Source organism: Halobacillus sp. ABA4_118, from assembly GCF_056160205.1.
Map to the genome: position 1 here is coordinate 2,426,393 of NZ_JBSWWS010000001.1, position 23,608 is coordinate 2,450,000.

A 23,608-nucleotide genomic window follows, 5' to 3' on the forward strand; every position below is an offset into this window, starting at 1 on the left:
ATGCAGGGGAAGTGGTTATCATAGGGATAGGTCTATCCTTATGCCACTTTCGCCTGCTGTGCTCATGCCTTTTTTATGTCCATAAACAGATCGGCTTCAAGTCATTATTCCTACATGGTCATGATCTGTTTAAGACTGAAACCGTTTTAGTTTGATTGCTCCGGCATTTCTGCCACAAACAAAAAGGAGGAAATACTTATGTTTAAGAATGCTTTCGGCACACTGCAAAAAGTCGGTAAAGCGTTGATGACCCCTGTGGCCCTGCTGCCTGCAGCCGGTATTCTTCTCGCTTTTGGTACAAGTTTTGCACAGGACAGCTTTGTCGACAAAGTTCCATTCTTCGGTACCGAGTGGGTGCAGACACTGCTCCAGGTGATGGCTGAAGCTGGTGGAATTGTCTTTGCCAACCTGCCGCTTCTTTTCGCTGTAGGTGTTGCCATCGGTCTTGCTAAAGGCGATGGTGTTGCAGGTCTTGCTGCGATTATCGGTTACTTAATTATGAACGTTGTTATGGGCGTGCTCGGTAACGTTGATGCCGACATGGTCTCTGATCCCGCCTATGCGGAAGTCCTCGGTATACCAACGCTCCAGACCGGAGTCTTTGGAGGTATTATCGTCGGTATATTAGCAGCATCGATGTACAACCGGTATTTCAATATAGAACTGCCACAGTTCCTTGGATTCTTTGCCGGTAAACGTTTCGTTCCAATCATCACGGCGTTTACGTCCTTGATTCTAGGTGTGATTATGCTTTGGGTATGGCCGTTTGCACAAGCCGGTCTGAATGCTCTTTCCCAGCTGATGCTTGAAGGAAACCAGACCATCTCTGCTTTCTTCTTCGGCCTGATTGAGCGTTCCATGATTCCATTTGGTCTGCACCACATTTTCTATTCACCATTCTGGTTTGAGTTTGGTTCCTACACCAACGCGGCCGGTGAAATTATCCGTGGTGACCAGACAATTTTCTTCGAACAGCTGAAAGATGGGGTTGATTTTACTGCCGGTACTTTCATGGTCGGTAAATTCCCGTTCATGATGTTCGGTCTTCCCGCGGCAGCGCTTGCCATTTATCACACAGCGAAGCCGGAACGTAAAAAAGTGGTCGGAGGAATCATGGCTTCTGCTGCCCTGACTTCTTTCCTTACAGGGATTACAGAACCGATTGAATTCTCATTCTTGTTCGTAGCACCGATCCTTTTCGCTATTCACGCTGTATTTGCCGGATTCTCCTTCATGATCATGGAGATCCTCGGGGTGAAAATCGGACAGACCTTCTCCGGTGGTCTGATTGACTTTATTCTCTTTGGTGTCCTTCCCAACCGTACAGACTGGTGGTGGGTCATCATCGTTGGACTTATCTTCTCCGTCATCTACTACTTCGGGTTCCGCTGGGCGATCCTTAAGTTCAACCTGGCTACTCCAGGCCGTGAAGACGAAGCAGAAGATGAAGAAGAGGATGGAGAAGTGGGCGACCTGCCATTTGAAATTCTTGAGGCGATGGGCGGTCAGAAAAACATCGACCACCTGGATGCTTGTATCACAAGACTCCGTGTCTCTGTAAACGATAAAAATGATGTCAACAAAAACCGTCTGAAGAAACTAGGTGCTTCCGGGGTCATGGAAGTTGGAAACAACATCCAGGCTATCTTCGGCCCTGTCTCTGATACGCTGCGTGGACAAATGCAGGACATCATTGATGGTAAAACACCACGTTCCAAAGAAGACGTAGCTGAAATTATGAATGAACAGAAACAGGCAGAAGCTCCTGTTGCTGAAGGCGAGCTTTCGTTTGTCAGCCCGCTGAAAGGGAAAATCATGCCGATTACAGAGGTGCCGGATCAGGTGTTCTCTGGTAAAATGATGGGTGACGGCTTTGCCATCGAGCCGGTTGACGGAAAAGTGGTATCACCGATCAATGGTAAAGTGTTGAACGTATTCCCTACAAAACATGCGATCGGCCTTGAAGCTGATAATGGCATGGAAATCCTGCTTCATATCGGAATTGATACAGTAGGATTGAAAGGTGAAGGATTTACAGCTAAAATAGCTGAAGGAGACGAAGTGAAGCAGGGACAGGCGTTAATGGAGGTCGATCTGGACTTCGTTAAGGAAAACGCTCCGTCTATTGTGACACCGATTATCTTTACAAACCTTCAGGAAGGCAAGAGTGTCAGCCTGAAAGCATCTGGTGAAGTGAATCATAACCAGCCGGATATTGTAGAAATCACTGAATAAAAAGGAGAATGTATCATGGCACAACAAACAATGAAAATCACATCTGCGGACGGTGTACACGCACGTCCAGCCACAGCACTTGTACAAGTAGCCGGCCGATTCGAATCTGACGTAAACCTTGAGTACAATGGCAAGTCCGTTAACATGAAATCCATCATGGGCGTCATGTCCCTTGGAATTCCAAACGGCGCTGAAGTCACGTTCTCTGCTGAAGGTGCAGACGAAGAAGAAGCAGTAAACGCTGTTGTTGCAAAAGCAAAAGAAGAAAACCTTGGTGAGTAATTCATAAAAAAAGACAGCCTGCCGATCCGGCAGGCTGTCTTTTTATTTTTCAGCTTTGTTAAAATCTGTTGTTGATAGTTTAAACGATTACTAAATCGTCCCCGTCTGGAATTAGGGGTTCGGTCCGTTGTTCACTCAGAACATGGGATGGCAGGGAAAACCGTCTGCTTTCCGCGGCTCACGATACCCCGCGGAAAGGGAGTCATTCCCAAGGCCGCCTCATACAAGTCCCATGTAAGAAAGGGGTGATCTGAGCTCACATGTTACTTAACGGTCAACAAAAATTTCGGTGCGGCCGTCATCCTCTTTGTAAATTTGATCTGCTGCGATTTCCGGGCTCTTCATCTTCTCCGGATGTTGAACGTGGTCGGTATCGTTCCAGAATGGTGTATTCATCCCGCCCATATAGACAGCGGTCGCTGTGATGCTTTCTTCTTCCCATTCCTTCTGCAGACTCTCTGTGAAGCCTCTGAGAGCAAATTTACTGGCGCAGTAGATGCTTTCGTTCTTTTTCCCGCGCAGGCCGGCTGTGGAAATGATATTCAACACGCGGCCTTCAGACTGCCGCAGACGGGGAAGGGCTGCCTGTGTCATAAGGATCGTCCCCTTGACGTTGGTTCCCAGCAATTGTTCTATATCGTTCTCAGAGTAGGAGGACAGCTCTCCGAAAATGCCGGTTCCGGCGTTATTGATCAATACATCGACGTGGTCGATATTCTCTACAGCCGAAGCGATGGAGGAAGGGGTTGTAATATCGCAGACGATAACCTCTGCGCTTCCGTTATTCTGTTCAATTTCCCTCTGAACAGCCGCTAAGGGTTCATATTTCCTGCCACTCAATACAATGTGGTTTCCTTCCCGGGCATAGGTGTGGGCGAGAGCCCTTCCCAGTCCTGTTCCGGCACCTGTTATCCAAATCTTTGCCAATGAAATCAGCCTCCTTGTCCAGACATATATCCATTGTCGCTAAAGCCTGTTAGAATGTAAAGAAAGTACAGATAAGGGGGAGAAGGATGGAACGGAGATACAGTGACTATTCAGAGAGAGAGTTAAGGGATGAAATAGCCGAGCTGACAGAAAAAGCCCAGAAGGCGGAGCAGCTTGGCATGGTCAATGAATACGCTGTCCATGAACGGAAGATCATTATGGCTAAAGCCTATATGATGAATCCGGACGATTTCTCAGCAGGGGAAACCTACGAAATGGACGGAGACTATGAGCATACCTTCTTCATCGAATATATGAACGGAATTTTTGCCTGGGGATATCGGAAGCAGAATGGTCAAAAGGTGAGTACAGAAGAAGAGGCTCTGCCGATTTCCATGCTCGGCCGTCGCGTGCAGGAATAGAAAGTATCGAGTACACCGCTCTGCTTATCGGTGGATGACTGCCGTGGGAACGGCCTCAGCTGATTTGGTCAAGAAGATCGCCTGACCAATTGGATCTTCGGATCGTGCTGTTCCCGCAGACGTTACCACCGAACGCTCCCCGCCATCATGCGCAGGGAGTAGACATATTTACAATAAGGCGCTGGTAAAGGATGCTTTTCCTTTATCAGCGCCTTTAAAATACCAGGTGAACCCACGCATTCTACAGAAACGGTACAGCCTCAGTTAAAAAAGGCTGTCGAGGAATTCTCGACAGCCTGAACCGGGTACATAAGGTACCTGGTTTCTTTAGTTTCTTTTTCTCATTTGAATTTCAGTGATCTGGTTCGCCTGCGTCTGCTCTGTTTCACCATTCACACGTCGGCTCATGTGCTTTGAGCTTCGGTGGGAATGAGAAGCCGGAGCGGCTTTGAAATTACGCTTACCCATGGTAATTCCTCCCTGTGTCGTTAACATCACGGTGTCTCGATCGGGCCGCGCGTTCCTGCGGCTTATTGTTGATCGTTCCGTTCGGACGCTTGTTCGAGTATTCACTCTGATCATCCGGTGCGTGGGTCATATGAACATTCGGGAAATTTTTGGCCTTGTTACGCATTCGTCACCCTCCTATGCCTCCGGGAAGAGGCAGGCTTAGTATACCCCGCCTGCTGCCTGTGATGTGTTATAATAAAGGGTAAACTATGGCAGAGACGGAGTGGTACCATGAATGAAATTTATCAGCGTCTGGCTGAAACCCTATATAAGAAGAACGAACATTTGACAATGGAAGAGGCCCTTACATGGGTCGAGCTTTTGTGGGAGGATTTCGAAACGACACGGGCGAAGGCAGGTCGTGAATACGAAGGAAAGAAAGTGACGGAACAGATTGTGACACAGTGGATCCAAAATTACGGACCAAGGCTTCATGAGTTCGCGGCCACCAATTCGAAATACAAGAAAATGCTTGAGAAAAAAGGGGATCTGCATTAAAAAGGGAGCCTCTTCAAAGGAGGCCGCTGAAAAATCCTTCCTAATCAGGAGAAGTGGTTTAAAGTTGTTGATTCTCACGAATTGCTTGTCGATGGATGCTTGCCGTAGGCACGGCCTCAGCTAACTTGGTCAAGAAGATCACTTGACCAAGTGGGTCTTCGGCTCGCGCTGTTCCCGCAGGCGTCACCATCGAACGCTTCTCGTGGAATTAACGGTGTCCCATCTTTAAAAAGTGATTTGACTTTGATTTATAAAAGAAAATCCCTTTTTTTCTTGTACAACGAAAAGCCTCATAAATATAAAAAAAGCGGATGGCATGGAATATTTTATCCATACCATCCGCTTTTTTAAAACTTTACCTTTAGCAAATCCTCATTCTTTCAGTGGCCTCTCTTCAAAGAGGTTTTTTTCATTACGACTTCGATTCCATCGGACTGAGTTTATTCTGCAGTTTTTCCTCCGTGAACACCCAGCCGGTATAGGAATTGAGAATCTTCAAGTGGTCTCCATGCTCATCATCAATCTGCGCAACAGCTACAAAAGGATAACGTCCGCGGGAGCGGTAGCGCAGATCAATGAAACGGACTTCTGTATACTCGTCAAAGTAGCTTAATTCATAGCGGTAGACGGGTGAAAAGGACAGAAAGGCTTTGATGTTCTGGTCGGTTAATGCTTTTTGAACGACCGGATCATCGTAATCAATCGGTTTATTCACGAATCTGTCCAGAATTTTCAAATGTCCGTTTTCGGCCCTTCCTACGTAATAATGTTCCGGAGTCGTAATGGCAATCCGCCATATATTCTGCTTGATGGTGGGGGAGGTGGCAATCTGAGTCACTCCGTCCACATTTTCATGAATGAGGCGGACAAGTTCCCGTTTATCGAAATACCGTTTCACGTAATAAATGGCAATGACTCCGTAAATGGTCAGCCACATCATTCCGGGTGAAGCCCCAAGGTTCCAAGCGACGATCCCGGCGATATGCAGAATGAAAATATAAGGGTCGAAGGTGTTGATGAAGCCATAAGCGACCCAGCGTTTCGTAATCGGACGGTAGGCCTGGGTCCCGTAGGCGTTGAAGATGTCTACGAATACGTGAAGAATGACCGCTAAAAAGCTCCACAGCCACAAATGGAGAAAGTTGACCTCCGGGTTAAATAAGTATATGATGCCGGGGATACTGATTCCCCATAAAAGGACCGCCGGAATGGAGTGGGTAATTCCCCGGTGATGGCGGATGTAAACGGCATTGTTTTTCAGTTTCAGAACGGTGTCAATGTCCGGCGCCTGTGACCCGACGAGCGTGCCGATCAGGACAGCATTGAATAAAGCCGGATCAGAGCTTACGGCTGGGTCAAGCGTAGCGATACCGCCAAGAGCGACACCCATGACCACATGAGTACCAGTATCCAACGTACAAACCTCCTTTTTGGGTGACGAAAACGTTAAATAAGAAAGGTGTTTCCAGTGAAACCGAAAGAAAGAGTTCCCTTCCTATTGAATCATACCAATGTAAATGCTTTTAGAGATGATCTTATATCCTGGTTTAAAAAAGAGCAGAGAATCCTGCCCTGGCGGGAAAATCAGGACCCATACAGAGTCTGGGTATCAGAAATTATGCTCCAACAGACCCGTGTTGATACGGTTATTCCTTATTTTAACCATTTTATGAGCAGATTCCCAAGCCCCGAAGCCTTAGCCGAAGCCGATGAGCAGGAGGTTTTAAAGGCATGGGAGGGGTTAGGTTACTATTCCCGTGCTCGAAATTTGCAAAACGCTGTCAGGGAAGTTGTCGAATCCTATGACGGGGTAGTACCGAGTGACCCGGATGAACTTGGGAAACTGAAAGGCGTCGGACCCTATACGAAAGGGGCGATCTTGAGTATAGCTTATGATACACCGGAGCCGGCTGTCGATGGAAATGTGATGCGGGTGCTTTCCCGTATTCTTTATGTAGAGGATGATATCAGTAAACAGAGCACAAGAAAGCTGTTTGAAGAACTCGTCCGGCACTTGATCTCCAAAGAGGATCCATCCGCCTTCAATCAGGGGCTGATGGAGCTTGGTGCCCTTATCTGCACACCGAAGACACCGTCCTGTATGCTTTGTCCGGTGCAGGATCACTGCAGCGCCTTTGAAAAAGGAGCCGAAACCGAACTCCCTATTAAAGCGTCGAAGAAAAAACAGAAAAAAATCCCTTACCTGCTGCTTTTAATTGAAAATGACCAAGGTGAGGTATTAATTGAGCAGCGCCCCGGAGAAGGGCTTCTGGCCTCGCTGTGGCAGTATCCGATGGTTCCACTGGAAGATGTGGATCAGGAATCCGTACCGGTCTGGGTGTACGGGGAGTATGGTCTGAAGGTAGAACTCGGGGAAAAGGTGGATCATGTCCGTCATGTGTTTTCCCATTTGATCTGGGAAATGGATGTGGTCAGAGCCGTTGTGAAAAGTGGCCATCTCGATCATGAGCGGGCCAGGTTTGTCACCCGTGAAGCCATGCTTGATCATCCATTTCCCGTATCCCATCAAAAAGCCCATCCGTATATTAGTCCGTAACTGTATGAGTGCCGCTGGTCCAGGAAGCTTCCTTTGCTTCCAGACCGCCGCGGCGCTCTATTTCTTTGTTGATTTCCCTGAGCAGCGTGACACCTTCTGCATTCAGATAGGGCGCGGCCTGCGACAGGGATGTATGAAAATACCCCAGCTCTTTTTCTTCCCAGTTTTGTTTGGGTTCCATCGTCAATCCAGCTAAATCTCTTCCAACATACATAAAAGAACAGCCTCCTTTTCCTCCTTAATGTATGTACAATTGTCCTGCTCATACAAACAAAATTCGACAAATACACATGTAACAAACCTGTAAAGTAAATGTAACGAAGCGTGGAAAACCTTGGTATCAAAGGGTTCGACTGGCTTTGTTGGTATTTGTAGAAGTTTTGGAGTATTTACAAACAATTGTCTTTTATGAATAATGGGATTTAGGTTATTTGATTGCACAATTATAACAATTCATACATAGGGGAGAGTAAAGAATACATGAATAAGAAAAAATTGGTTACGGCGGTCAGTGGAGCTTTGCTTGGGGCATCTGTTATGGGAACTTCAGTTTTTGCGGATGAATTGCACAAGGTTAAATCCGGGGATACAATCTGGGATTTGAGCAGGCAGTATGACGGATCTGTTTCAGAAATCAAATCATGGAATGGTCTGAATTCCAGCATGATTTACGTTGGTCAGAGTTTGATTGTTGAAAAAGATGCATCATCTTCACAGAAATCAACGTCGTCTTCCAATTCCGGAAGTGGATCGTACACTGTTAAAAGTGGTGATTCCCTTTGGGCGATTGCAGTAAACCACGGCATGTCGGTTTCTAAGTTGAAGAGCATGAATAATATTTCCAGTGATGTTATCCATCCTGGACAGAAGCTTTCTCTTTCTGGAAGTTCTTCCAGCTCCAGTAAGTCTACTTCTTCCAGCAGCTCAAGCTCTTCTTCATCTAAGTCAACAAGCACATATACCGTTCAGAGCGGTGATTCCCTTTCTGTTATTGCATACGAGTACGGAACATCCGTGTCCAGCCTTAAGAGCCTGAACGGCTTGTCCGGTACAACGATTTATGTAGGTCAGAAGTTGAAGGTAAGTGGTGAGGCGTCTACATCGTCTTCTTCATCTTCCTCTTCATCCTCTAGTCATACATCTACCACGAGTTCTTCAAGTTCAAACTCTGGATTTGTAGATGGACTGGTTGCAGAAGCTAAAAAGCACATCGGTACACCATATGTATGGGCAGGAAGCACACCATCCGGTTTTGACTGCAGTGGATTCCTTAACTACGTATTCGCACAGGAAGGCGTAAGCATTCCACGTACAGTAGCTACCATTTATGCAGACAGCCGTATGCAGTCTGTCAGTGATTCCCAGCGCCAGGTTGGAGACATCGTCTTCTTTGAAACGTACAAGCCTGGAGCGTCTCACGCAGGAATCTACCTTGGAAACGGCAAGTTCATCCACACAGGTTCTACGAACGGCGTGGAAATCAGCTCCCTTTCCAGCAACTACTGGGGAAGCCGCTATATCGGTACGAAGCGTCTTGCCAACTAATCAAAGCATCAGAAAAGAGCGTCCCATCAAGGGTCGCTCTTTTTTTGTGAAAAATTTCGATCGATGAGGAATGAAACAGAGGCTCGCTGTACACAATAATTTTTGCGGAGGTGATACACATGGCTAAGCAACCGAAACAAAACAAAACAGCAGCTGGTACGGATGTTAATCACGTAAAACAACAAAACCAACAAGCTGCTCAAGGGAATTCCCAATACGGCGCTGAGTTTGCCAAGCAGACAGATGCACAGCACGTAATCGAGCAGAACCAAAAATCTCAGGCGAAGAAAAAGTAACCTGAATCTTTGGCAGGTTGGCCGGGCTGTTTGATTAGCCTGTTGCAATCTCCCATGAGAAAGAGCCGTCCCGGCAACGGGCGGCTCTTTTTTCTTTTTCTTCCTATATAATGGTCCATCTTGAATCCCCTCCCCGTTCTCTTGAAAAAAAGAAGGGAGCGTCCGGCATACTTTTCAGAGTAATTGTTTTCATTCGCTTTCGTTTGTCGTTATAATAGACAGAAGGTGAAACGGTAAAGAAAGGGAAGGGGGGATCTTATGCCCGGCCCGGAAGCAGGGAAGCGGATTGAAATTCAAAGCTATAAGCATAATGGGCATTTACACCGTGTTTGGGAAAGTACAACGATATTAAAAGGAACGAGGCATGTCATCATTGGTGCCAATGACCGGACGACCGTCACAGAAAGCGATGGCCGCCGCTGGGTGACCAGAGAGCCTGCCATCTGTTATTTCCATTCCAAGTACTGGTTCAACGTCATCGGGATGATTCGGACAGACGGCGTGTACTATTACTGTAATATCAGCTCTCCCTTCATCTATGAGGATGGAACCATCAAGTACATCGATTATGATCTCGATGTGAAGGTGTTTCCGGATATGACGTACAAGATTTTAGATGAGGACGAGTATGAAGTTCATAAGAGAAGAATGAACTATCCTCACGTGCTGGACCGTATTCTGTATAACAATGTGGATATTTTACTTAGATGGATCAGGCAGAGAAAGGGACCTTTCTCGCCGGAGTTTATTGATCAGTGGTACGAAAGATATTTAACGTATAGATAATGAGTGGATGCGCACTTCTAAGGAGTGCGCTTCTCTTGTTGTTCAGGTGAAAGGAAGCAGGTGATTTTTTGGACAGCATCAAGAGGTACTTGAAGTTTGTCAAACCGTATAAAGGAAAAATAATTTTAACCGTTCTTATTGGAATCATTAAATTCTCCATTCCACTGCTGATGCCGTTGATAACGAAATACGTCATTGATGACATCATTAATGCAGATCAGATGGCCCAGTCGGAAAAAATGGATCAGCTGCTCTGGCTGATGGGCGGAGCGCTCTTCGTTTTCCTCGTGCTGAGACCGCCGGTGGAATATATCCGCCAGTATCTCGCCCAGTGGATCGGAAGCCACATCCTCTATGATATCCGTGAAAAGCTGTTCGATCATATCCAGCGTCTTAGTCTGCGGTTTTATTCCAGGACAAAGACGGGAGAGATCATTTCTCGTGTCATTCATGACGTTGAACAGACGAAGACGTTTGTCATCACAGGCCTGATGAACATCTGGCTCGATATGATCACGATTGTTGTTGCGGTTATTATCATGCTGACGATGGACCCATGGCTCACGCTTGTAGCGATTGCTTTATTCCCGTTTTACGGGTTTGCGGTCAAATACTTTTACGCTCGTCTCCGCCAGTTGACGCGCGATCGTTCCCAGGCCCTTGCTGAAGTCCAGGGGCATCTGCATGAACGCGTGCAGGGAGTTCCGGTCACTCGGAGTTTTGCTTTGGAAGACCATGAACAGGCCCAGTTCGGTACGAAAAACAAAAACTTCCTGGATAAGGCGATTACGCACACCAATTGGAATGCGTACACGTATACCGTGACGAACACGATTACGGATCTGGCTCCACTGCTCGTCATTACCTTTGCCGGGTACCAGGTCATTACCGGCTCGTTGACGGTCGGTACGATGGTCGCGTTCATTGGCTACATGGACCGTGTGTACAATCCGCTGAGGAGACTTGTGAACTCAGCCACTGTCCTGACCCAGTCGATTGCTTCCATGGACCGTGTCTTTGAATTTGTCGATGAGGAATATGACATTGTCGATGAACCCGGGGCCAAGAAGCTGGAGCATGTAGAAGGTGATGTGCGCCTGGAGGGCGTTTCCTTCCGTTATGATGAAGAAGATCCGCTCGTGCTGAAGGATATCGATCTGCATATCCAAAAAGGAGAGACGATCGCCTTTGTCGGAATGAGTGGAGGTGGTAAGTCTACACTGATCAGCTTGATTCCAAGGTTTTACGACGTGACAGCAGGGAAAATCCTGTTGGATGGCACGGATATCCGAGAAGTTCAGGCTCGTTCGCTCCGTGATAAAATCGGGATGGTGCTGCAGGACAACATTTTGTTCAGTGAATCCATTGCGATGAACATCCGGATGGGAAACCCTGATGCGACAGATGAGGAAATGTTCGAAGCGGCCAAGGCAGCCAATGCTCATGACTTCATTATGGATCTTCCTAACGGGTACGACACCCTCGTCGGTGAGCGTGGAGTGAAGCTTTCCGGAGGACAGAAGCAGCGCGTCGCGATTGCGCGTGTCTTCCTGAAAAACCCACCTCTGTTAGTGCTCGATGAAGCGACGAGTGCGCTTGACCTGGAAAGTGAGCATCTCATCCAAGGGGCGCTGGAACGTCTTGCATCATCGCGGACGACATTCATTGTTGCCCACCGCTTATCAACAATCACGCATGCGGATCGGATTGTTCTCATTGAGAACGGAGAAATCGTTGAAGTCGGCCCCCACCACGAGTTAATGAGGAAGAAAGGTCATTATTATGATCTTTATCAAGTTCAGGAACTGGATGAACCAGCCACCTATTCCAATATGTAAAAAGAAGGCATCCGCATGGGCGGATGCCTTTTTTGTGTCTTTAAAAAAAGTTTATGGTCTCAACTGACTGTACCCGAAGGCGTAACTTCCCAACATATGTGTCTCAGAACATCATCTTCTCTAATAAACCACTGGAGAACATCCTTTTTTAGTGAACCTGACAAAAAAAGACGGCCGGAAATCTTCCCGGCCGTCTAAAGTCCGCGTTAGCGGTACCTTCTTTCCTATTTGTCTGATGTCTGGATGAAGTCACCCTGGTGGTGGTTCTGGTAACTTTTCAACAGTCTCTTCAACCGCTCAAGCTGATAATGGTATTCCATCAGCTGCGAGGCGAGGGGAAGGAAAACGAGCTTATCGGGATTGTTGCTTTCTTCATACACATGCATCAGCCGCTCGACCAATAAAGGAATATCCGGTTCCTCGATCCGCCTGAGAGACTGCTTGTGCGTTCGTTTTATTCTTCCTTTCAAGCTCAACACCAGTTTCTCGTGGGCATTGATCAGCTTATCCAGTTCCTGAACGACGGCGTCCTGGAAATCCTCCGGGATCTGCTCGATCTTATGGTCCAGCCTGTAAAAGGCCTTCAGGACATCGAAAGATTTTTTCGTCGTCGTAATCAACTGTCGGAAGAGCACCATTTTCCTTCCTTTGGAAAATCGGCTGCCCTTGAAGTAGGTCCGTTCCTCTGAATACAGCAGGTACGTGTGATCCACCCAGCGCATGTCATCCTGAATCCTCGTAATTTCATATTTTAAAGCGGGCTCGTCCGACAACTGCCTCGTTGTCACGCGGAGCCACTGTAGAATATCATTGGTGGCGCTGTCGATTTTGGTGAACAATCGTGTTTCATACCTTGGAGGCAGGAAGACGAGGTTCACGATGAAAGCGGCCAGAATACCGAGAATCATGGATGCGAGTCGTGAGCCAGCGAAGTAAAGAAAGGTCTGGTCGGTGGCATCCATCAAGGCGATGACCGCTACGACCGCAAGAGATATCGTATTTTCGTTCATCTTCATCGTCGATGTGACTCCGATGACGAGGATAATCGCAAAGCCGACGACAAATGGGTCATTGCCAAGGGTGAATACGGCAACAATGGCAATCATGGCCCCGATGATGTTCCCCTGAAGTTGTTCAATAATCGATTGATAGGAACGGTAAATCGAAGGCTGAATGGAAAAAACAACAGCAATGGCAGCGAGTAATGGGGAGATGAATCCGATCAAGTGTCCGAAATAAAGAGCTATCCCGACCGCAAGACCTGTCTTCATCATCCGTGCGCCCAGTTTCATACAAGCATCATCCTTTTTACATGGAAACTCCTCGATTAAGGAGGACTGCCATCATTATACATGATAATAGGGCAGGAAGAACAAAAGAAAAAGGCTTATGCGTGAAAACAGCATAAGCCCAAGGGGAACCAGTCCCAAGAGCTGGTTCCTATGAAAAGGGAAAGAAATGAAACAAAGATCATAATTCGTGGGAATATTCAGAATTATAAATATATAATAGCATGGAATATCAGGATAAGCAACTCCCTTTCCATAAAAAAATCCCCTTCTTATATAGGAAGAAGGGGATGGTGCTTATTCAGCGGCCATAATCTTGAATGTCTTCTCAACCGCTTCGAGTGTCTGATCGATATCTTCGTCCGTATGAGCGGTCGTTAAGAACCAGGCTTCATATTTAGATGGAGCAAGGTTGATGCCCTCAGCAAGCATCAATTTGAAGAAACGGGCAAACCGTTCTCCATTTGTGTTTTCCGCCTGCTCGTAGTTTTCTACCTTTTCATCTGTAAAGTAAACCGTTAAGGCTCCTTTCAGGCGGTTGATTTGAATCTGTACGCCTGCCTGTTCCGCGTGCTGGAGGATACCTTCTTCGAGTTTTTGACCGAGGCGGTCCATCTCGTCGTACACACCTTCCTGTTGAAGGATTTCCAGACAGGCGATTCCTGCTGACATGGACGCGGGGTTACCAGCCATGGTTCCTGCCTGATAAGCCGGTCCGAGCGGTGCGACCTGTTCCATGATGTCGGCCCGTCCGCCATAGGCACCGATCGGCAGCCCGCCGCCGATGATTTTACCCATCGCGGTCATGTCCGGTTCGATGTTCAACAACTGCTGGGCGCTTCCATATGTAAAGCGGAAGGCCGTGATGACTTCATCATAGATGACAAGCGCGCCTGCTTCATGGGTCAGCTCATTCACAGTTTCCAGGAAACCAGGATTTGGCTCAACAATTCCGAAGTTGCCGACGATCGGTTCAACAAGGACGCCTGCAATTTCATCGCCATACTTGCGGAGTGCTTCCTTGAACGGTTCAATGTCGTTGAATGGAACGGTAATGACATCCTGGGCGATCGATGACGGTACTCCTGCAGAATCCGGTGTACCAAGTGTGGAAGGTCCGGATCCAGCGGCGACGAGGACAAGGTCGGAGTGACCGTGGTAGCAGCCGGCGAATTTAATGATTTTATTCCGGCCGGTGTATGCCCGCGCGACACGGATCGTCGTCATGACCGCTTCCGTTCCGGAGTTTACAAACCGGACTTTATCAAGGGAAGGGATGGCATCTTTCAACATTTTAGCAAACCGGTTTTCGAGAACCGTCGGTGTCCCGTACAGGACGCCGTTCTCTGCTGCCTTCGTGATCGCCTCCGTAATATGCGGGTGGGCATGTCCGGTGATGATCGGCCCGTAGGCACCAAGGTAATCGATGTATTCGTTGCCGTCGACATCATAGAAACGGGAGCCTTGCGCTTTGTCCATATAGACCGGTGTCCCACCCCCGACACCTTTATAGGCGCGTGAAGGAGAGTTCACCCCGCCGACGATGTGTGCTTCGGCTTCTTTATATAATTGTTCTGAACGTGGAATGTTCATGCTATACCTCCTAACAACTGTTTCACTTTCTCATTGTAGCATGTTTGTCCATGTCACAAGATAGAAAAAGACCGTCCTGACTCAGCAGGCCGGTCTTTCTCTGTCTTTCAATACGAACCTATGCAGCTGTCCGGTCGCACCCATGAGGAATATACACTGGTTTATGGTCATCCCATCAGTTGATGTTCTTCTTAGTATACGAACGCTGCACCAACGATAATTAGAAGGATGAAAAGAACAACGATCAGCGCAAAGCCTCCGCCATATCCGTAACCCATTACAATTCCCCCTTTCCATGGTTTACTGTATCTTATGCCTTTCCCTGAAAAGCGGGCTGTGCATCCGCCCGTTTTTCAGCAAATATCTTCGAGCACCGGAGGCATATCCATCTCGGAAAAGACATAAGAAAAAGTAAAGCCTGTCACCCATGTCCACCTGGATGATAAGAAGGAGCACGCTATGGTTACGATTATCGTCAGCATCCTTTTACTGCTTCTGATGGGGGCGAGTCTCCGGCAGATCTTTCACTCCCTGGAAATCGAGCATAAAATTTTTTCGAGTCAGCTGTTCATTGCTGTGATGCTTCTGTACACCATCGTGATGATTGGCTTCGGCCTCATATATACGGTGCTGATTCTGGAAGGGGTGGATGTATACCGGACAGGCATCCCTTCCAGGCGGGTATCATGGATCGAAGAATTCATACGTAGTATCTATTTCAGCGGTGTCACATTATTTACCGTCGGCTATGGAGATATGCTGCCTGTAGGGGTGGGGAAGTGGCTGGCGATTCTAGAGGCTATGATCGGTTACACGCTTCCCGCGGCTCTTGCCGCCAAAGTATGGCAGACGAACAAAAAAAGAGACTGAGATTGGAAGTTTCCTTCTGAGTAAGGTACCCTAGAGGATAGATATCTTTAAGGAGGGTGCTTATATGTCTATAGAAAAAGGAAAGCAAGTGGAAGATTTCACACTGCCGGCAAGTAATGGGGAATCCGTTTCTTTGTCTGATTACAAAGGAAAGAATGTCGTCCTGTACTTTTATCCGAAAGATATGACGCCGGGGTGCACGACAGAAGCCTGTGACTTCCGTGATCATCATGAAAGTTTCGAAGATCTGGACGCTGTCATTCTTGGTGTCAGCCCGGACCCGGTTGATTCTCATGAGAAATTCATTAACAAGCATGACCTTCCGTTTATGCTTCTTGCAGATGAAGACCACAAGGTTTCCGAGGAGTTTGGCGTATGGAAGCTGAAGAAAAACTTCGGCAAGGAGTATTACGGCATCGAGCGCTCCACTTTCATCATTGATAAAGAGGGGAACCTTGCTGAGGAGTTCCGCAAAGTGAAAGTAGAGGGCCACGTGGAAGCGGCTCTTCAATACATCCGTGAAAACCTTCAATAAGAACAGCTTGAAACCATAGTCCATAGGTGACTATGGTTTCTTTATAAGCTAAGATAAAGAAAAAGAGGATGGAGGGGACACGATGAAGATTGTTTCAGCTATTAAAAGGGTTCCGGAATCAATCCGGATTCATTTGAGCCGTCGTTTTGACGAGGTGGATTTCGTTTTCTGTCACGGGATGCATGAGGCGCAGCATTATTTAGCAGAAGCCGATGTGTTCATTACATACGGGGAGGATCTGGATGAAGAGAAAATCCAAGTCGCTAAGAAATTGAAATGGATCATGGTCTTGTCGGCAGGCATGGACCGGATGCCTTTTAACGAAATCAAAAAGCGCGGCATCCTTGTGACCAACGTCCGCGGCATTCATGCCAAGCCGATGGCGGAGTACGCGATATCCATGCTGCTGCAGGTGGCAAGAAAAGCCAAGACGCTGATGAAGCAGGAACAGAAGCGGGAATGGAGCCGGAGAGCTGAGATGAATGAAATCAGTGAACGCACGATGGTGCTGCTCGGCACAGGGGCCATCGCTCAAGAAACGGCCCGCCTTGCCGGAGCTTTCGGGATGACAACGATCGGCCTGTCCAAGTCCGGACGGCCGAAGGTGCATTTTGACCAGGTGTACCCGATTTCCGACATCCACCTGATCCTGCCGAAAGCTGATTTTATGGTTGCTGTCCTGCCGAGCACCGAAGAGACGAGGGGCATGCTGACTCACGCCCATTTTGCTGCCATGCCTGATCATGCGGTCTTTTTGAACATGGGCAGAGGGGATCTTGTTCCGGCTGACGTCATTATGGATGCTGTCACCACCGATGAAATCGCCCATGCCGTGCTTGATGTGTTTGAAGAAGAGCCGCTTCCGGAGGCTCATCCATTCTGGGGAGAGGAAAATGTGACGGTCACGCCGCATATCTCAGGCATTTCTCCTCATTATGTGCCGCGCGGCTTTGCCATTTTTGAAGAAAACCTTGAGGTGTTCCTGAACGGAGACGGTGAGTTGAGAAATATTATTGATCCAGAACGGGGGTATTGAGATGCGTATTTATACAAGATCCGGTGATAAGGGGCAGACTTCCTTGATTTACGGCCAGCGTGTCGCGAAGAATGATGTAAGAGTGGAGGCCTACGGAACGTGTGATGAGGCTAATTCAACCATAGGCGTTGCGCTCAGTCATCTAAGGAAGGAAGACTGGACGGATAAGGCAGCTTTCATGCAGACGATGGAGAAAATCCAGACGATTCTCTTTCATGTAGGGGCGGAGCTTGCTACACCCAAGGGGAAGGATGTCACTTGGAAGCTGAAGCAGGAGCATATTGAAGACCTTGAACAGCAGATTGATACGTGGGACCAGGAACTTGACCCGTTGAAGAATTTCATACTACCATCAGGGCATGAAGCGTCAGCCGCCCTCCATCTGTCCCGTACCGTTGTGCGCAGAGCAGAACGACTGGCCGTTACGCTGGAGGATGAACTGAACAACCCGCTAGTTGTGTCCTATCTGAACCGCTTATCGGATTTCCTGTTTGTTGCGGCCAGATATGTGAATAAGAAGCTGAGCGGAAAGGAAACACCCCTCCATCCCGATGTGTAATCCAACGTGGAATGCGGGCTTCCATATTGACAACCGGTTTACGGAAAGGTTACACTAATTGTAAGCATTCTAATGTAATAATTTTATAAATCAAGAATCATTTTATGAAAGCGAGGTGCATGACCGTGTCTGATCATCGACTCCAGGATGCCATTGATACATTGAAATCATCCGGCGTCCGAATCACTCCACAGCGTCATGCGGTGCTTGAATTCCTGCTTAATGCAATGACCCACCCTACAGCTGATGAAATATACAAAGCGCTGGAAAGTAAATTCCCAAACATGAGTGTGGCCACTGTTTATAACAACCTGCGCGTGTTCAAGGATATCGGATTGGTCCGGGAGCTTACTTATGGAGACTCCTCAAGCCGGTTCGACTGTAATACGAGTGACCACTACCATGCGATCTGCAACAACTGCGGAAAAATCGTGGATTTCCACTATCCAAGCCTTAACGAAGTTGAATCATTAGCTGAACAGGTGACGGGATTTGACGTAAGCCATCATCGTATGGAAGTCTATGGAACGTGTTCCAAATGTCAATCAGAAATGGCCCACTAAACTGAAAGCCCTGCGCTTTCAGTTTTTTTATGGCATTTTTTATGAATGGATACAAAAAAAGACCCGTGGATAACGGGTCCGGACGGCTCAGGACTGTGTAGGAGCCTTTTCGTTTCGGTATTTCTTCTTATTGTACTTCTCATCGAAATCTTTACCTTCCAGGGACTTGTCCATCGTCAGCGGCTGGTCACAATGCATGCAGGCGTCGACCCGTCCGAGCATCTTGGTCGGTTTCTCGCATGAAGGACAGATGATCTGGATGGTCCTGGTGGAGAGCATGCCGATCCAGAAGTAAACGACGGTGCTTAGTCCGACAAAGCCCATCCCTAAAATCATGAACGTTGCCATAAGCCAGACGATGTCCTTGAACAACAGGCCGATGTACATGACTCCGATACCGAGAAAAATCAGCCAGAAAGCAAAAGAACGGATCTTGTTGATTTTACTGCTGTATTTTAACGCCACTAAGGCTCCCTCCTTACTTATCTACCACGTAGTATAGCATATTTTTCTAGGAACAAATACAATACGGAAAAAGGATTTTGGCGCATCGTAGCGAATTAACACAGGAAAGGGAAATTGAATATGGGGGAAAGACAATGGAAGATTTATTACGCCCGATTTATCAGGAAAGAGCCAGCCAGAGCAGTACCCTGGGGATCCTGATCCTGGAAAAGAACAAACCAATCAGTCCGGTCACGGATAACTTTGATGTGATTCTCTTCATTATCGTACGGGATGCAGAAGAACTGTGGTATGTGAAGCACTATGAATTTGAGAACAAATCAGCAGCAATGCATATTGTGGATGAAACCCTCCTCCATCACTGGATTGACACCAGCTCCTACCGGCGGGCGGTGGAATGGGTGATTAATGGAAGCATCATCTTTGAAAGAAATGAATATGTGACTTTAATGAAAGAGCACCTTCGAGAGTTTCCTCAAAAAAACCGCAGCCTGAAGAAAGCGATAGAATTCGCCAAACTGATACGCAGTTACAGTGAATCCAAGGATCTTTATGATTCTGAACAATATTTGGATTCCTACAGCAGAATGGTGAGCTCGCTCCATTATTTGGCCCGGTTGTCCATTATAGAGAAAGGTTTTCATCCGGAAGTCACCGTATGGAATCAGGTGAAACGGATTGAGCCTGAAATCTATAAACTCTATCAGGAGTTAATTGAGAGTGGGGAGCCGACGGAAAAACGGATCCAGCTAATGGTCCTGGCCGTTGAACATTCCATCAGCAAGCGAGCCCGTTCCAGCGCCCGGCATTTGCTGGACTTGATGAACGACAGAGAAGAGCCGTGGTCATTCGGCGAATTGAAAGTCCATCCGGAAATCCAGGAATATATACTGGATCTATCCTCGATGATCGAGTATCTCGTTGAGCACGGAGCCATCGAGGTGATCCCCCAGAAAACGAAGGGACCGCAGATTTTCCACCGCACCTATAAGCCTGTAGAACAACCCAACCATTTATAGTTGAAAGTCCTCTTCCATCGATTTATTAAAGGAAGAGGACTTTTTTAATAAAAACCATTGACCGTTCTAAAACAAGCGTGCTATATTATTAAACGTCGCATTAAGAGCGGCTGAGCGGAACGAGAGACTCCGTGAGAAAACAGCAAAAAAGTTATTGACTTCAATAACGTTGCGTGATAAATTATTACTTGTCGCTTTAAAAGAGCGGCATGGTGCTGAGAAGCACTAAAACAAATCACAAAAAAAGTTGTTGACACTAACAGCTTACCGTGATAATCTAGTAAATGTCGCTAAAAACGACAGCGAAACACTTTCTCAACTTAATGAAAAAAGTTGTTGACACGAAAAAGCAACACATGTTAAGATGATTGAGTCGCTGTTTTCAAACGGCCGACAACATTTGATCTTTGAAAACTGAACGAACCAACCAGTACGTCAAAACATTTCTTCTTTAATGAAGGAATTTGAAACAAGCACATTCGGTGTGCAAATGAGCAAGTCAAACTACTTTTATGGAGAGTTTGATCCTGGCTCAGGACGAACGCTGGCGGCGTGCCTAATACATGCAAGTCGAGCGCGGGAAGCGAGCGGATCCCTTCGGGGTGAAGCTCGTGGAACGAGCGGCGGACGGGTGAGTAACACGTGGGCAACCTGCCTGTAAGATCGGAATAACCCCGGGAAACCGGGGCTAATGCCGGGTAATACTTTTCTTCGCATGAAGATAAGTTGAAAGATGGCTTCTCGCTATCACTTACAGATGGGCCCGCGGCGCATTAGCTAGTTGGTGAGGTAACGGCTCACCAAGGCAACGATGCGTAGCCGACCTGAGAGGGTGATCGGCCACACTGGGACTGAGACACGGCCCAGACTCCTACGGGAGGCAGCAGTAGGGAATCTTCCGCAATGGACGAAAGTCTGACGGAGCAACGCCGCGTGAACGATGAAGGTCTTCGGATCGTAAAGTTCTGTTGTCAGGGAAGAACAAGTACCGTGCGAATAGAGCGGTACCTTGACGGTACCTGACGAGGAAGCCCCGGCTAACTACGTGCCAGCAGCCGCGGTAATACGTAGGGGGCAAGCGTTGTCCGGAATTATTGGGCGTAAAGCGCGCGCAGGCGGTTCCTTAAGTCTGATGTGAAAGCCCACGGCTCAACCGTGGAGGGTCATTGGAAACTGGGGAACTTGAGGACAGAAGAGGAGAGTGGAATTCCACGTGTAGCGGTGAAATGCGTAGATATGTGGAGGAACACCAGTGGCGAAGGCGACTCTCTGGTCTGTTTCTGACGCTGAGGTGCGAAAGCGTGGGTAGCAAACAGGATTAGATACCCTGGTAGTCCACGCCGTAAACGATGAGTGCTAGGTGTTAGGGGGCTTCCACCCCTTAGTGCTGAAGTTAACGCATTAAGCACTCCGCCTGGGGAGTACGGCCGCAAGGCTGAAACTCAAAGGAATTGACGGGGGCCCGCACAAGCGGTGGAGCATGTGGTTTAATTCGAAGCAACGCGAAGAACCTTACCAGGTCTTGACATCCTTGGACCTCCCTAGAGATAGGGATTTCCCTTCGGGGACCAAGTGACAGGTGGTGCATGGTTGTCGTCAGCTCGTGTCGTGAGATGTTGGGTTAAGTCCCGCAACGAGCGCAACCCCTAATCTTAGTTGCCAGCATTCAGTTGGGCACTCTAAGGTGACTGCCGGTGACAAACCGGAGGAAGGCGGGGATGACGTCAAATCATCATGCCCCTTATGACCTGGGCTACACACGTGCTACAATGGATGGTACAAAGGGCAGCGAAGCCGCGAGGTGTAGCAAATCCCATAAAACCATTCTCAGTTCGGATTGCAGGCTGCAACTCGCCTGCATGAAGCCGGAATCGCTAGTAATCGCGGATCAGCATGCCGCGGTGAATACGTTCCCGGGCCTTGTACACACCGCCCGTCACACCACGAGAGTTGGCAACACCCGAAGTCGGTGAGGTAACCTTTTTGGAGCCAGCCGCCGAAGGTGGGGCCAATGATTGGGGTGAAGTCGTAACAAGGTAGCCGTATCGGAAGGTGCGGCTGGATCACCTCCTTTCTAAGGATATTACGGAAACGTACTGTGTTGGTTGTTCAGTTTTGAGAGATCAAAGCATCTTTCAAATTTGTGAACCTTGAAAACTGGATAAGGAATTATGACTCATCTAGCGATGAGATCATGATGACAAGACATCTAATTGATTTATATAAACGTCTTTTCACGAAGATAGTTAAGTGAATAAGGGCGCACGGTGGATGCCTTGGTACTAGGAGCCGATGAAGGACGGGACTAACACCGATATGCTCCGGCGAGCCGTAAGCAGGCTTTGACCCGGAGATTTCCGAATGGGGAAACCCACTGTTCGTAATGGGACAGTATCCTATACTGAATACATAGGTATAGGAAGGCAGACCCGGGGAACTGAAACATCTAAGTACCCGGAGGAAGAGAAAGCAAACGCGATTTCCCAAGTAGCGGCGAGCGAAACGGAATCAGCCCAAACCAGAAAGCTTGCTTTCTGGGGTTGTAGGACACTCCTTTGGAGTTATCAAGGAGGAAGATAGACGAATCGATCTGGAAAGATCAGCCGAAGAGGGTAACAGCCCTGTAGTCGAAATCTTCCTCTCTCCGGAGTGGATCCTGAGTACGGCGGAACACGAGGAATTCCGTCGGAATCCGGGAGGACCATCTCCCAAGGCTAAATACTCCCTAGTAACCGATAGTGAACCAGTACCGTGAGGGAAAGGTGAAAAGCACCCCGGAAGGGGAGTGAAATAGAACCTGAAACCGTGTGCCTACAAGTAGTCGGAGCCCGTTAATGGGTGACGGCGTGCCTTTTGTAGAATGAACCGGCGAGTTACGACCGTATGCGAGGTTAAGCAGCAGAAGCGGAGCCGCAGCGAAAGCGAGTCTGAACAGGGCGAGTGAGTATGCGGTCGTAGACCCGAAACCGTGTGATCTACCCATGTCCAGGGTGAAGGTCAGGTAACACTGACTGGAGGCCCGAACCCACGTAAGTTGAAAATTACGGGGATGAGGTGTGGGTAGGGGTGAAATGCCAATCGAACACGGAGATAGCTGGTTCTCTCCGAAATAGCTTTAGGGCTAGCCTCAGAATAGAAAGTCATGGAGGTAGAGCACTGATTGGACGAGGGGCCCCTATCGGGTTACCGAATTCAGTCAAACTCCGAATGCCATAGACTTTGTTCTGGGAGTCAGACCGTGGGTGATAAGGTTCATGGTCGAGAGGGAAACAGCCCAGACCGCCAGCTAAGGTCCCAAAGTGTGTGTTAAGTGGAAAAGGATGTGGAGTTGCTTAGACAACCAGGATGTTGGCTTAGAAGCAGCCATCATTCAAAGAGTGCGTAATAGCTCACTGGTCGAGTGACTCTGCGCCGAAAATGTACCGGGGCTAAACACACCACCGAAGCTGCGGATTGATCTTATGATCAGTGGTAGGAGAGCGTTCTAAGTGCTGCGAAGTCAGACCGTAAGGACTGGTGGAGCGCTTAGAAGTGAGAATGCCGGTATGAGTAGCGAAAAAAGAGTGAGAATCTCTTTCACCGAATGCCTAAGGTTTCCTGAGGAAGGCTCGTCCTCTCAGGGTTAGTCGGGACCTAAGCCGAGGCCGAAAGGCGTAGGCGATGGACAACAGGTTGATATTCCTGTACCACCTCCTTTCCGTTTGAATGACGGGGGGACGCAGGAGGATAGGGAGAGCGTGCCATTGGATGTGCACGTCCAAGCAGTGAGACGGTCGGAATAGG

At 48.0% G+C, this 23,608-nt stretch carries 24 protein-coding genes and 2 rRNA genes (1 of these 26 only partly in view); 17 read left to right on the top strand and 9 right to left on the bottom strand.

The genetic code is table 11. The annotated features are described in order from the left end of the window. Positions 1–198: 198 nt before the first annotated feature. Both ptsG and ACXAGL_RS12065 read left to right on the top strand, forming a co-directional pair. A complete protein-coding gene (gene ptsG / locus ACXAGL_RS12060) occupies positions 199–2,235 on the top strand; it encodes a glucose-specific PTS transporter subunit IIBC (RefSeq protein WP_474967672.1) in 2,037 nt (678 codons plus the stop codon). 15 nt (positions 2,236–2,250) lie between these two features. Further along, positions 2,251–2,517, top strand: a complete 267-nt coding sequence (locus ACXAGL_RS12065) for a phosphocarrier protein HPr (RefSeq protein ID WP_474967673.1) — start codon at positions 2,251–2,253, stop codon at positions 2,515–2,517. A 267-nt stretch (positions 2,518–2,784) separates the two neighbouring features. On the opposite strand, the gene ACXAGL_RS12070 is transcribed toward ACXAGL_RS12065, so the two are convergent. After that, positions 2,785–3,444, bottom strand: a complete 660-nt coding sequence (locus tag ACXAGL_RS12070; protein ID WP_474991269.1) for an SDR family NAD(P)-dependent oxidoreductase — start codon at positions 3,442–3,444, stop codon at positions 2,785–2,787. Positions 3,445–3,530: 86 nt separating this feature from the next. On the opposite strand from ACXAGL_RS12070, the gene ACXAGL_RS12075 reads away from it, so the two are divergent. Beyond that, positions 3,531–3,866, top strand: coding sequence for a YfhH family protein (locus tag ACXAGL_RS12075; RefSeq protein WP_474991270.1), 336 nt, complete (start codon positions 3,531–3,533; stop codon positions 3,864–3,866). Positions 3,867–4,193: 327 nt separating this feature from the next. On the opposite strand, the gene ACXAGL_RS12080 is transcribed toward ACXAGL_RS12075, so the two are convergent. Both ACXAGL_RS12080 and sspK read right to left on the bottom strand, forming a co-directional pair. After that, positions 4,194–4,334 carry a YpzG family protein gene (locus ACXAGL_RS12080; protein WP_160838703.1) on the bottom strand — a complete coding sequence of 47 codons (141 nt, stop codon included), beginning with the start codon at positions 4,332–4,334 and terminating at the stop codon, positions 4,194–4,196. Continuing rightward, positions 4,327–4,500 (bottom strand): small acid-soluble spore protein K, encoded by a 174-nt coding sequence (sspK, locus tag ACXAGL_RS12085; protein WP_084163184.1) that lies wholly within the window; start codon positions 4,498–4,500, stop codon positions 4,327–4,329. Before sspK ends, ACXAGL_RS12080 begins: the two co-directional genes overlap by 8 nt. A 107-nt stretch (positions 4,501–4,607) precedes the next feature. Here sspK and ACXAGL_RS12090 point away from each other — a divergent pair, with 107 nt between their 5' ends. Continuing rightward, on the top strand, positions 4,608–4,874 hold the full coding sequence (locus ACXAGL_RS12090) for a YfhJ family protein (protein ID WP_474967676.1): 267 nt from the start codon (positions 4,608–4,610) through the stop codon (positions 4,872–4,874). Between the two features lie 412 nt (positions 4,875–5,286). Here the strand turns inward: ACXAGL_RS12090 and ACXAGL_RS12095 are convergent, their stop codons facing one another. Next, on the bottom strand, positions 5,287–6,288 hold the full coding sequence (locus tag ACXAGL_RS12095) for a metal-dependent hydrolase (protein WP_474971919.1): 1,002 nt from the start codon (positions 6,286–6,288) through the stop codon (positions 5,287–5,289). A 54-nt stretch (positions 6,289–6,342) separates the two neighbouring features. Here ACXAGL_RS12095 and mutY point away from each other — a divergent pair, with 54 nt between their 5' ends. After that, positions 6,343–7,431 carry an A/G-specific adenine glycosylase gene (gene mutY, locus ACXAGL_RS12100; RefSeq protein ID WP_474967678.1) on the top strand — a complete coding sequence of 363 codons (1,089 nt, stop codon included), beginning with the start codon at positions 6,343–6,345 and terminating at the stop codon, positions 7,429–7,431. On the opposite strand, the gene ACXAGL_RS12105 is transcribed toward mutY, so the two are convergent. Further along, positions 7,421–7,645, bottom strand: a complete 225-nt coding sequence (locus ACXAGL_RS12105) for a hypothetical protein (RefSeq protein WP_027956061.1) — start codon at positions 7,643–7,645, stop codon at positions 7,421–7,423. The two genes, mutY and ACXAGL_RS12105, sit on opposite strands and share 11 nt — an antisense overlap. 266 nt (positions 7,646–7,911) lie before the next feature. On the opposite strand from ACXAGL_RS12105, the gene ACXAGL_RS12110 reads away from it, so the two are divergent. The 4 genes from ACXAGL_RS12110 (at position 7,912) to ACXAGL_RS12125 (ending at position 11,896) form a co-directional block, all read left to right on the top strand. Further along, a complete protein-coding gene (locus ACXAGL_RS12110; protein ID WP_474971918.1) occupies positions 7,912–8,976 on the top strand; it encodes a C40 family peptidase in 1,065 nt (354 codons plus the stop codon). A 119-nt stretch (positions 8,977–9,095) separates the two neighbouring features. After that, positions 9,096–9,272: a gamma-type small acid-soluble spore protein gene (locus tag ACXAGL_RS12115; RefSeq protein WP_474967680.1), complete on the top strand. Its 177-nt coding sequence runs from the start codon at positions 9,096–9,098 to the stop codon at positions 9,270–9,272. Between the two features lie 258 nt (positions 9,273–9,530). Then, positions 9,531–10,058, top strand: coding sequence for a nucleoside tri-diphosphate phosphatase (ntdP, locus tag ACXAGL_RS12120; protein ID WP_027956058.1), 528 nt, complete (start codon positions 9,531–9,533; stop codon positions 10,056–10,058). Between the two features lie 68 nt (positions 10,059–10,126). After that, positions 10,127–11,896, top strand: a complete 1,770-nt coding sequence (locus tag ACXAGL_RS12125; protein ID WP_474991271.1) for an ABC transporter ATP-binding protein — start codon at positions 10,127–10,129, stop codon at positions 11,894–11,896. A gap of 224 nt (positions 11,897–12,120) precedes the next feature. Here ACXAGL_RS12125 and ACXAGL_RS12130 read toward each other — a convergent pair whose 3' ends face one another. The 3 genes from ACXAGL_RS12130 to ACXAGL_RS12140 all read right to left on the bottom strand — a co-directional run bounded on the left by ACXAGL_RS12130 (position 12,121) and on the right by ACXAGL_RS12140 (position 15,056). Continuing rightward, a complete protein-coding gene (locus ACXAGL_RS12130; protein ID WP_474967682.1) occupies positions 12,121–13,188 on the bottom strand; it encodes an FUSC family protein in 1,068 nt (355 codons plus the stop codon). 294 nt (positions 13,189–13,482) lie between these two features. Next, positions 13,483–14,778 (bottom strand): glutamate-1-semialdehyde 2,1-aminomutase, encoded by a 1,296-nt coding sequence (locus tag ACXAGL_RS12135; protein ID WP_474991272.1) that lies wholly within the window; start codon positions 14,776–14,778, stop codon positions 13,483–13,485. A gap of 191 nt (positions 14,779–14,969) precedes the next feature. After that, positions 14,970–15,056: a YjcZ family sporulation protein gene (locus ACXAGL_RS12140; protein ID WP_079478425.1), complete on the bottom strand. Its 87-nt coding sequence runs from the start codon at positions 15,054–15,056 to the stop codon at positions 14,970–14,972. Positions 15,057–15,237: 181 nt separating this feature from the next. Between ACXAGL_RS12140 and ACXAGL_RS12145 the strand changes: the two genes are divergently transcribed. From ACXAGL_RS12145 to perR, 5 genes are all read left to right on the top strand, one after another. Continuing rightward, positions 15,238–15,648, top strand: a complete 411-nt coding sequence (locus ACXAGL_RS12145; protein ID WP_474967684.1) for a potassium channel family protein — start codon at positions 15,238–15,240, stop codon at positions 15,646–15,648. A gap of 64 nt (positions 15,649–15,712) precedes the next feature. Continuing rightward, positions 15,713–16,183: a thioredoxin-dependent thiol peroxidase gene (gene bcp / locus ACXAGL_RS12150; RefSeq protein WP_027956053.1), complete on the top strand. Its 471-nt coding sequence runs from the start codon at positions 15,713–15,715 to the stop codon at positions 16,181–16,183. A gap of 82 nt (positions 16,184–16,265) precedes the next feature. Next, positions 16,266–17,219, top strand: coding sequence for a D-2-hydroxyacid dehydrogenase (locus tag ACXAGL_RS12155; protein ID WP_474991273.1), 954 nt, complete (start codon positions 16,266–16,268; stop codon positions 17,217–17,219). 1 nt (position 17,220) lies between these two features. After that, entirely contained in the window at positions 17,221–17,778 is a 558-nt protein-coding gene (locus ACXAGL_RS12160) for a cob(I)yrinic acid a,c-diamide adenosyltransferase (protein WP_474967686.1), read from the top strand. Positions 17,779–17,897: 119 nt separating this feature from the next. Further along, positions 17,898–18,341 carry a peroxide-responsive transcriptional repressor PerR gene (gene perR, locus ACXAGL_RS12165; RefSeq protein WP_035532548.1) on the top strand — a complete coding sequence of 148 codons (444 nt, stop codon included), beginning with the start codon at positions 17,898–17,900 and terminating at the stop codon, positions 18,339–18,341. An 87-nt stretch (positions 18,342–18,428) separates the two neighbouring features. On the opposite strand, the gene ACXAGL_RS12170 is transcribed toward perR, so the two are convergent. Beyond that, positions 18,429–18,806: a YgzB family protein gene (locus ACXAGL_RS12170; protein ID WP_027956049.1), complete on the bottom strand. Its 378-nt coding sequence runs from the start codon at positions 18,804–18,806 to the stop codon at positions 18,429–18,431. 134 nt (positions 18,807–18,940) lie between these two features. Between ACXAGL_RS12170 and ACXAGL_RS12175 the strand changes: the two genes are divergently transcribed. The 3 genes from ACXAGL_RS12175 to ACXAGL_RS12185 form a co-directional block, all read left to right on the top strand. After that, positions 18,941–19,825 carry a nucleotidyltransferase-like protein gene (locus tag ACXAGL_RS12175; protein WP_474991274.1) on the top strand — a complete coding sequence of 295 codons (885 nt, stop codon included), beginning with the start codon at positions 18,941–18,943 and terminating at the stop codon, positions 19,823–19,825. 509 nt (positions 19,826–20,334) lie between these two features. Next, a 16S ribosomal RNA gene (locus ACXAGL_RS12180) occupies positions 20,335–21,899 on the top strand. Between the two features lie 170 nt (positions 21,900–22,069). Continuing rightward, positions 22,070–23,608, top strand: a 23S ribosomal RNA gene (locus tag ACXAGL_RS12185); it runs 1,378 nt beyond the window's last position. Together the 16S and 23S rRNA genes form the textbook arrangement of a ribosomal RNA operon.

What these genes read in the sequence shown, in the direction of transcription:
- ACXAGL_RS12160 (WP_474967686.1), top strand. Translation starts at nt 17,221, where the DNA reads ATGCGTATTTATACAAGATCCGGTGATAAGGGGCAGACTTCCTTGATT.
- ACXAGL_RS12175 (WP_474991274.1), top strand. Translation starts at nt 18,941, where the DNA reads ATGGAAGATTTATTACGCCCGATTTATCAGGAAAGAGCCAGCCAGAGC.
- ACXAGL_RS12105 (WP_027956061.1), bottom strand. Translation starts at nt 7,645, where the DNA reads ATGTATGTTGGAAGAGATTTAGCTGGATTGACGATGGAACCCAAACAA.
- ACXAGL_RS12140 (WP_079478425.1), bottom strand. Translation starts at nt 15,056, where the DNA reads ATGGGTTACGGATATGGCGGAGGCTTTGCGCTGATCGTTGTTCTTTTC.
- perR (WP_035532548.1), top strand. Translation starts at nt 17,898, where the DNA reads ATGACCGTGTCTGATCATCGACTCCAGGATGCCATTGATACATTGAAA.
- bcp (WP_027956053.1), top strand. Translation starts at nt 15,713, where the DNA reads ATGTCTATAGAAAAAGGAAAGCAAGTGGAAGATTTCACACTGCCGGCA.
- ACXAGL_RS12145 (WP_474967684.1), top strand. Translation starts at nt 15,238, where the DNA reads ATGGTTACGATTATCGTCAGCATCCTTTTACTGCTTCTGATGGGGGCG.
- sspK (WP_084163184.1), bottom strand. Translation starts at nt 4,500, where the DNA reads ATGCGTAACAAGGCCAAAAATTTCCCGAATGTTCATATGACCCACGCA.
- ACXAGL_RS12075 (WP_474991270.1), top strand. Translation starts at nt 3,531, where the DNA reads ATGGAACGGAGATACAGTGACTATTCAGAGAGAGAGTTAAGGGATGAA.
- ACXAGL_RS12090 (WP_474967676.1), top strand. Translation starts at nt 4,608, where the DNA reads ATGAATGAAATTTATCAGCGTCTGGCTGAAACCCTATATAAGAAGAAC.
- ACXAGL_RS12110 (WP_474971918.1), top strand. Translation starts at nt 7,912, where the DNA reads ATGAATAAGAAAAAATTGGTTACGGCGGTCAGTGGAGCTTTGCTTGGG.
- ACXAGL_RS12130 (WP_474967682.1), bottom strand. Translation starts at nt 13,188, where the DNA reads ATGAAACTGGGCGCACGGATGATGAAGACAGGTCTTGCGGTCGGGATA.
- ACXAGL_RS12135 (WP_474991272.1), bottom strand. Translation starts at nt 14,778, where the DNA reads ATGAACATTCCACGTTCAGAACAATTATATAAAGAAGCCGAAGCACAC.
- ACXAGL_RS12065 (WP_474967673.1), top strand. Translation starts at nt 2,251, where the DNA reads ATGGCACAACAAACAATGAAAATCACATCTGCGGACGGTGTACACGCA.
- ntdP (WP_027956058.1), top strand. Translation starts at nt 9,531, where the DNA reads ATGCCCGGCCCGGAAGCAGGGAAGCGGATTGAAATTCAAAGCTATAAG.
- ptsG (WP_474967672.1), top strand. Translation starts at nt 199, where the DNA reads ATGTTTAAGAATGCTTTCGGCACACTGCAAAAAGTCGGTAAAGCGTTG.
- ACXAGL_RS12155 (WP_474991273.1), top strand. Translation starts at nt 16,266, where the DNA reads ATGAAGATTGTTTCAGCTATTAAAAGGGTTCCGGAATCAATCCGGATT.
- ACXAGL_RS12080 (WP_160838703.1), bottom strand. Translation starts at nt 4,334, where the DNA reads ATGGGTAAGCGTAATTTCAAAGCCGCTCCGGCTTCTCATTCCCACCGA.
- ACXAGL_RS12115 (WP_474967680.1), top strand. Translation starts at nt 9,096, where the DNA reads ATGGCTAAGCAACCGAAACAAAACAAAACAGCAGCTGGTACGGATGTT.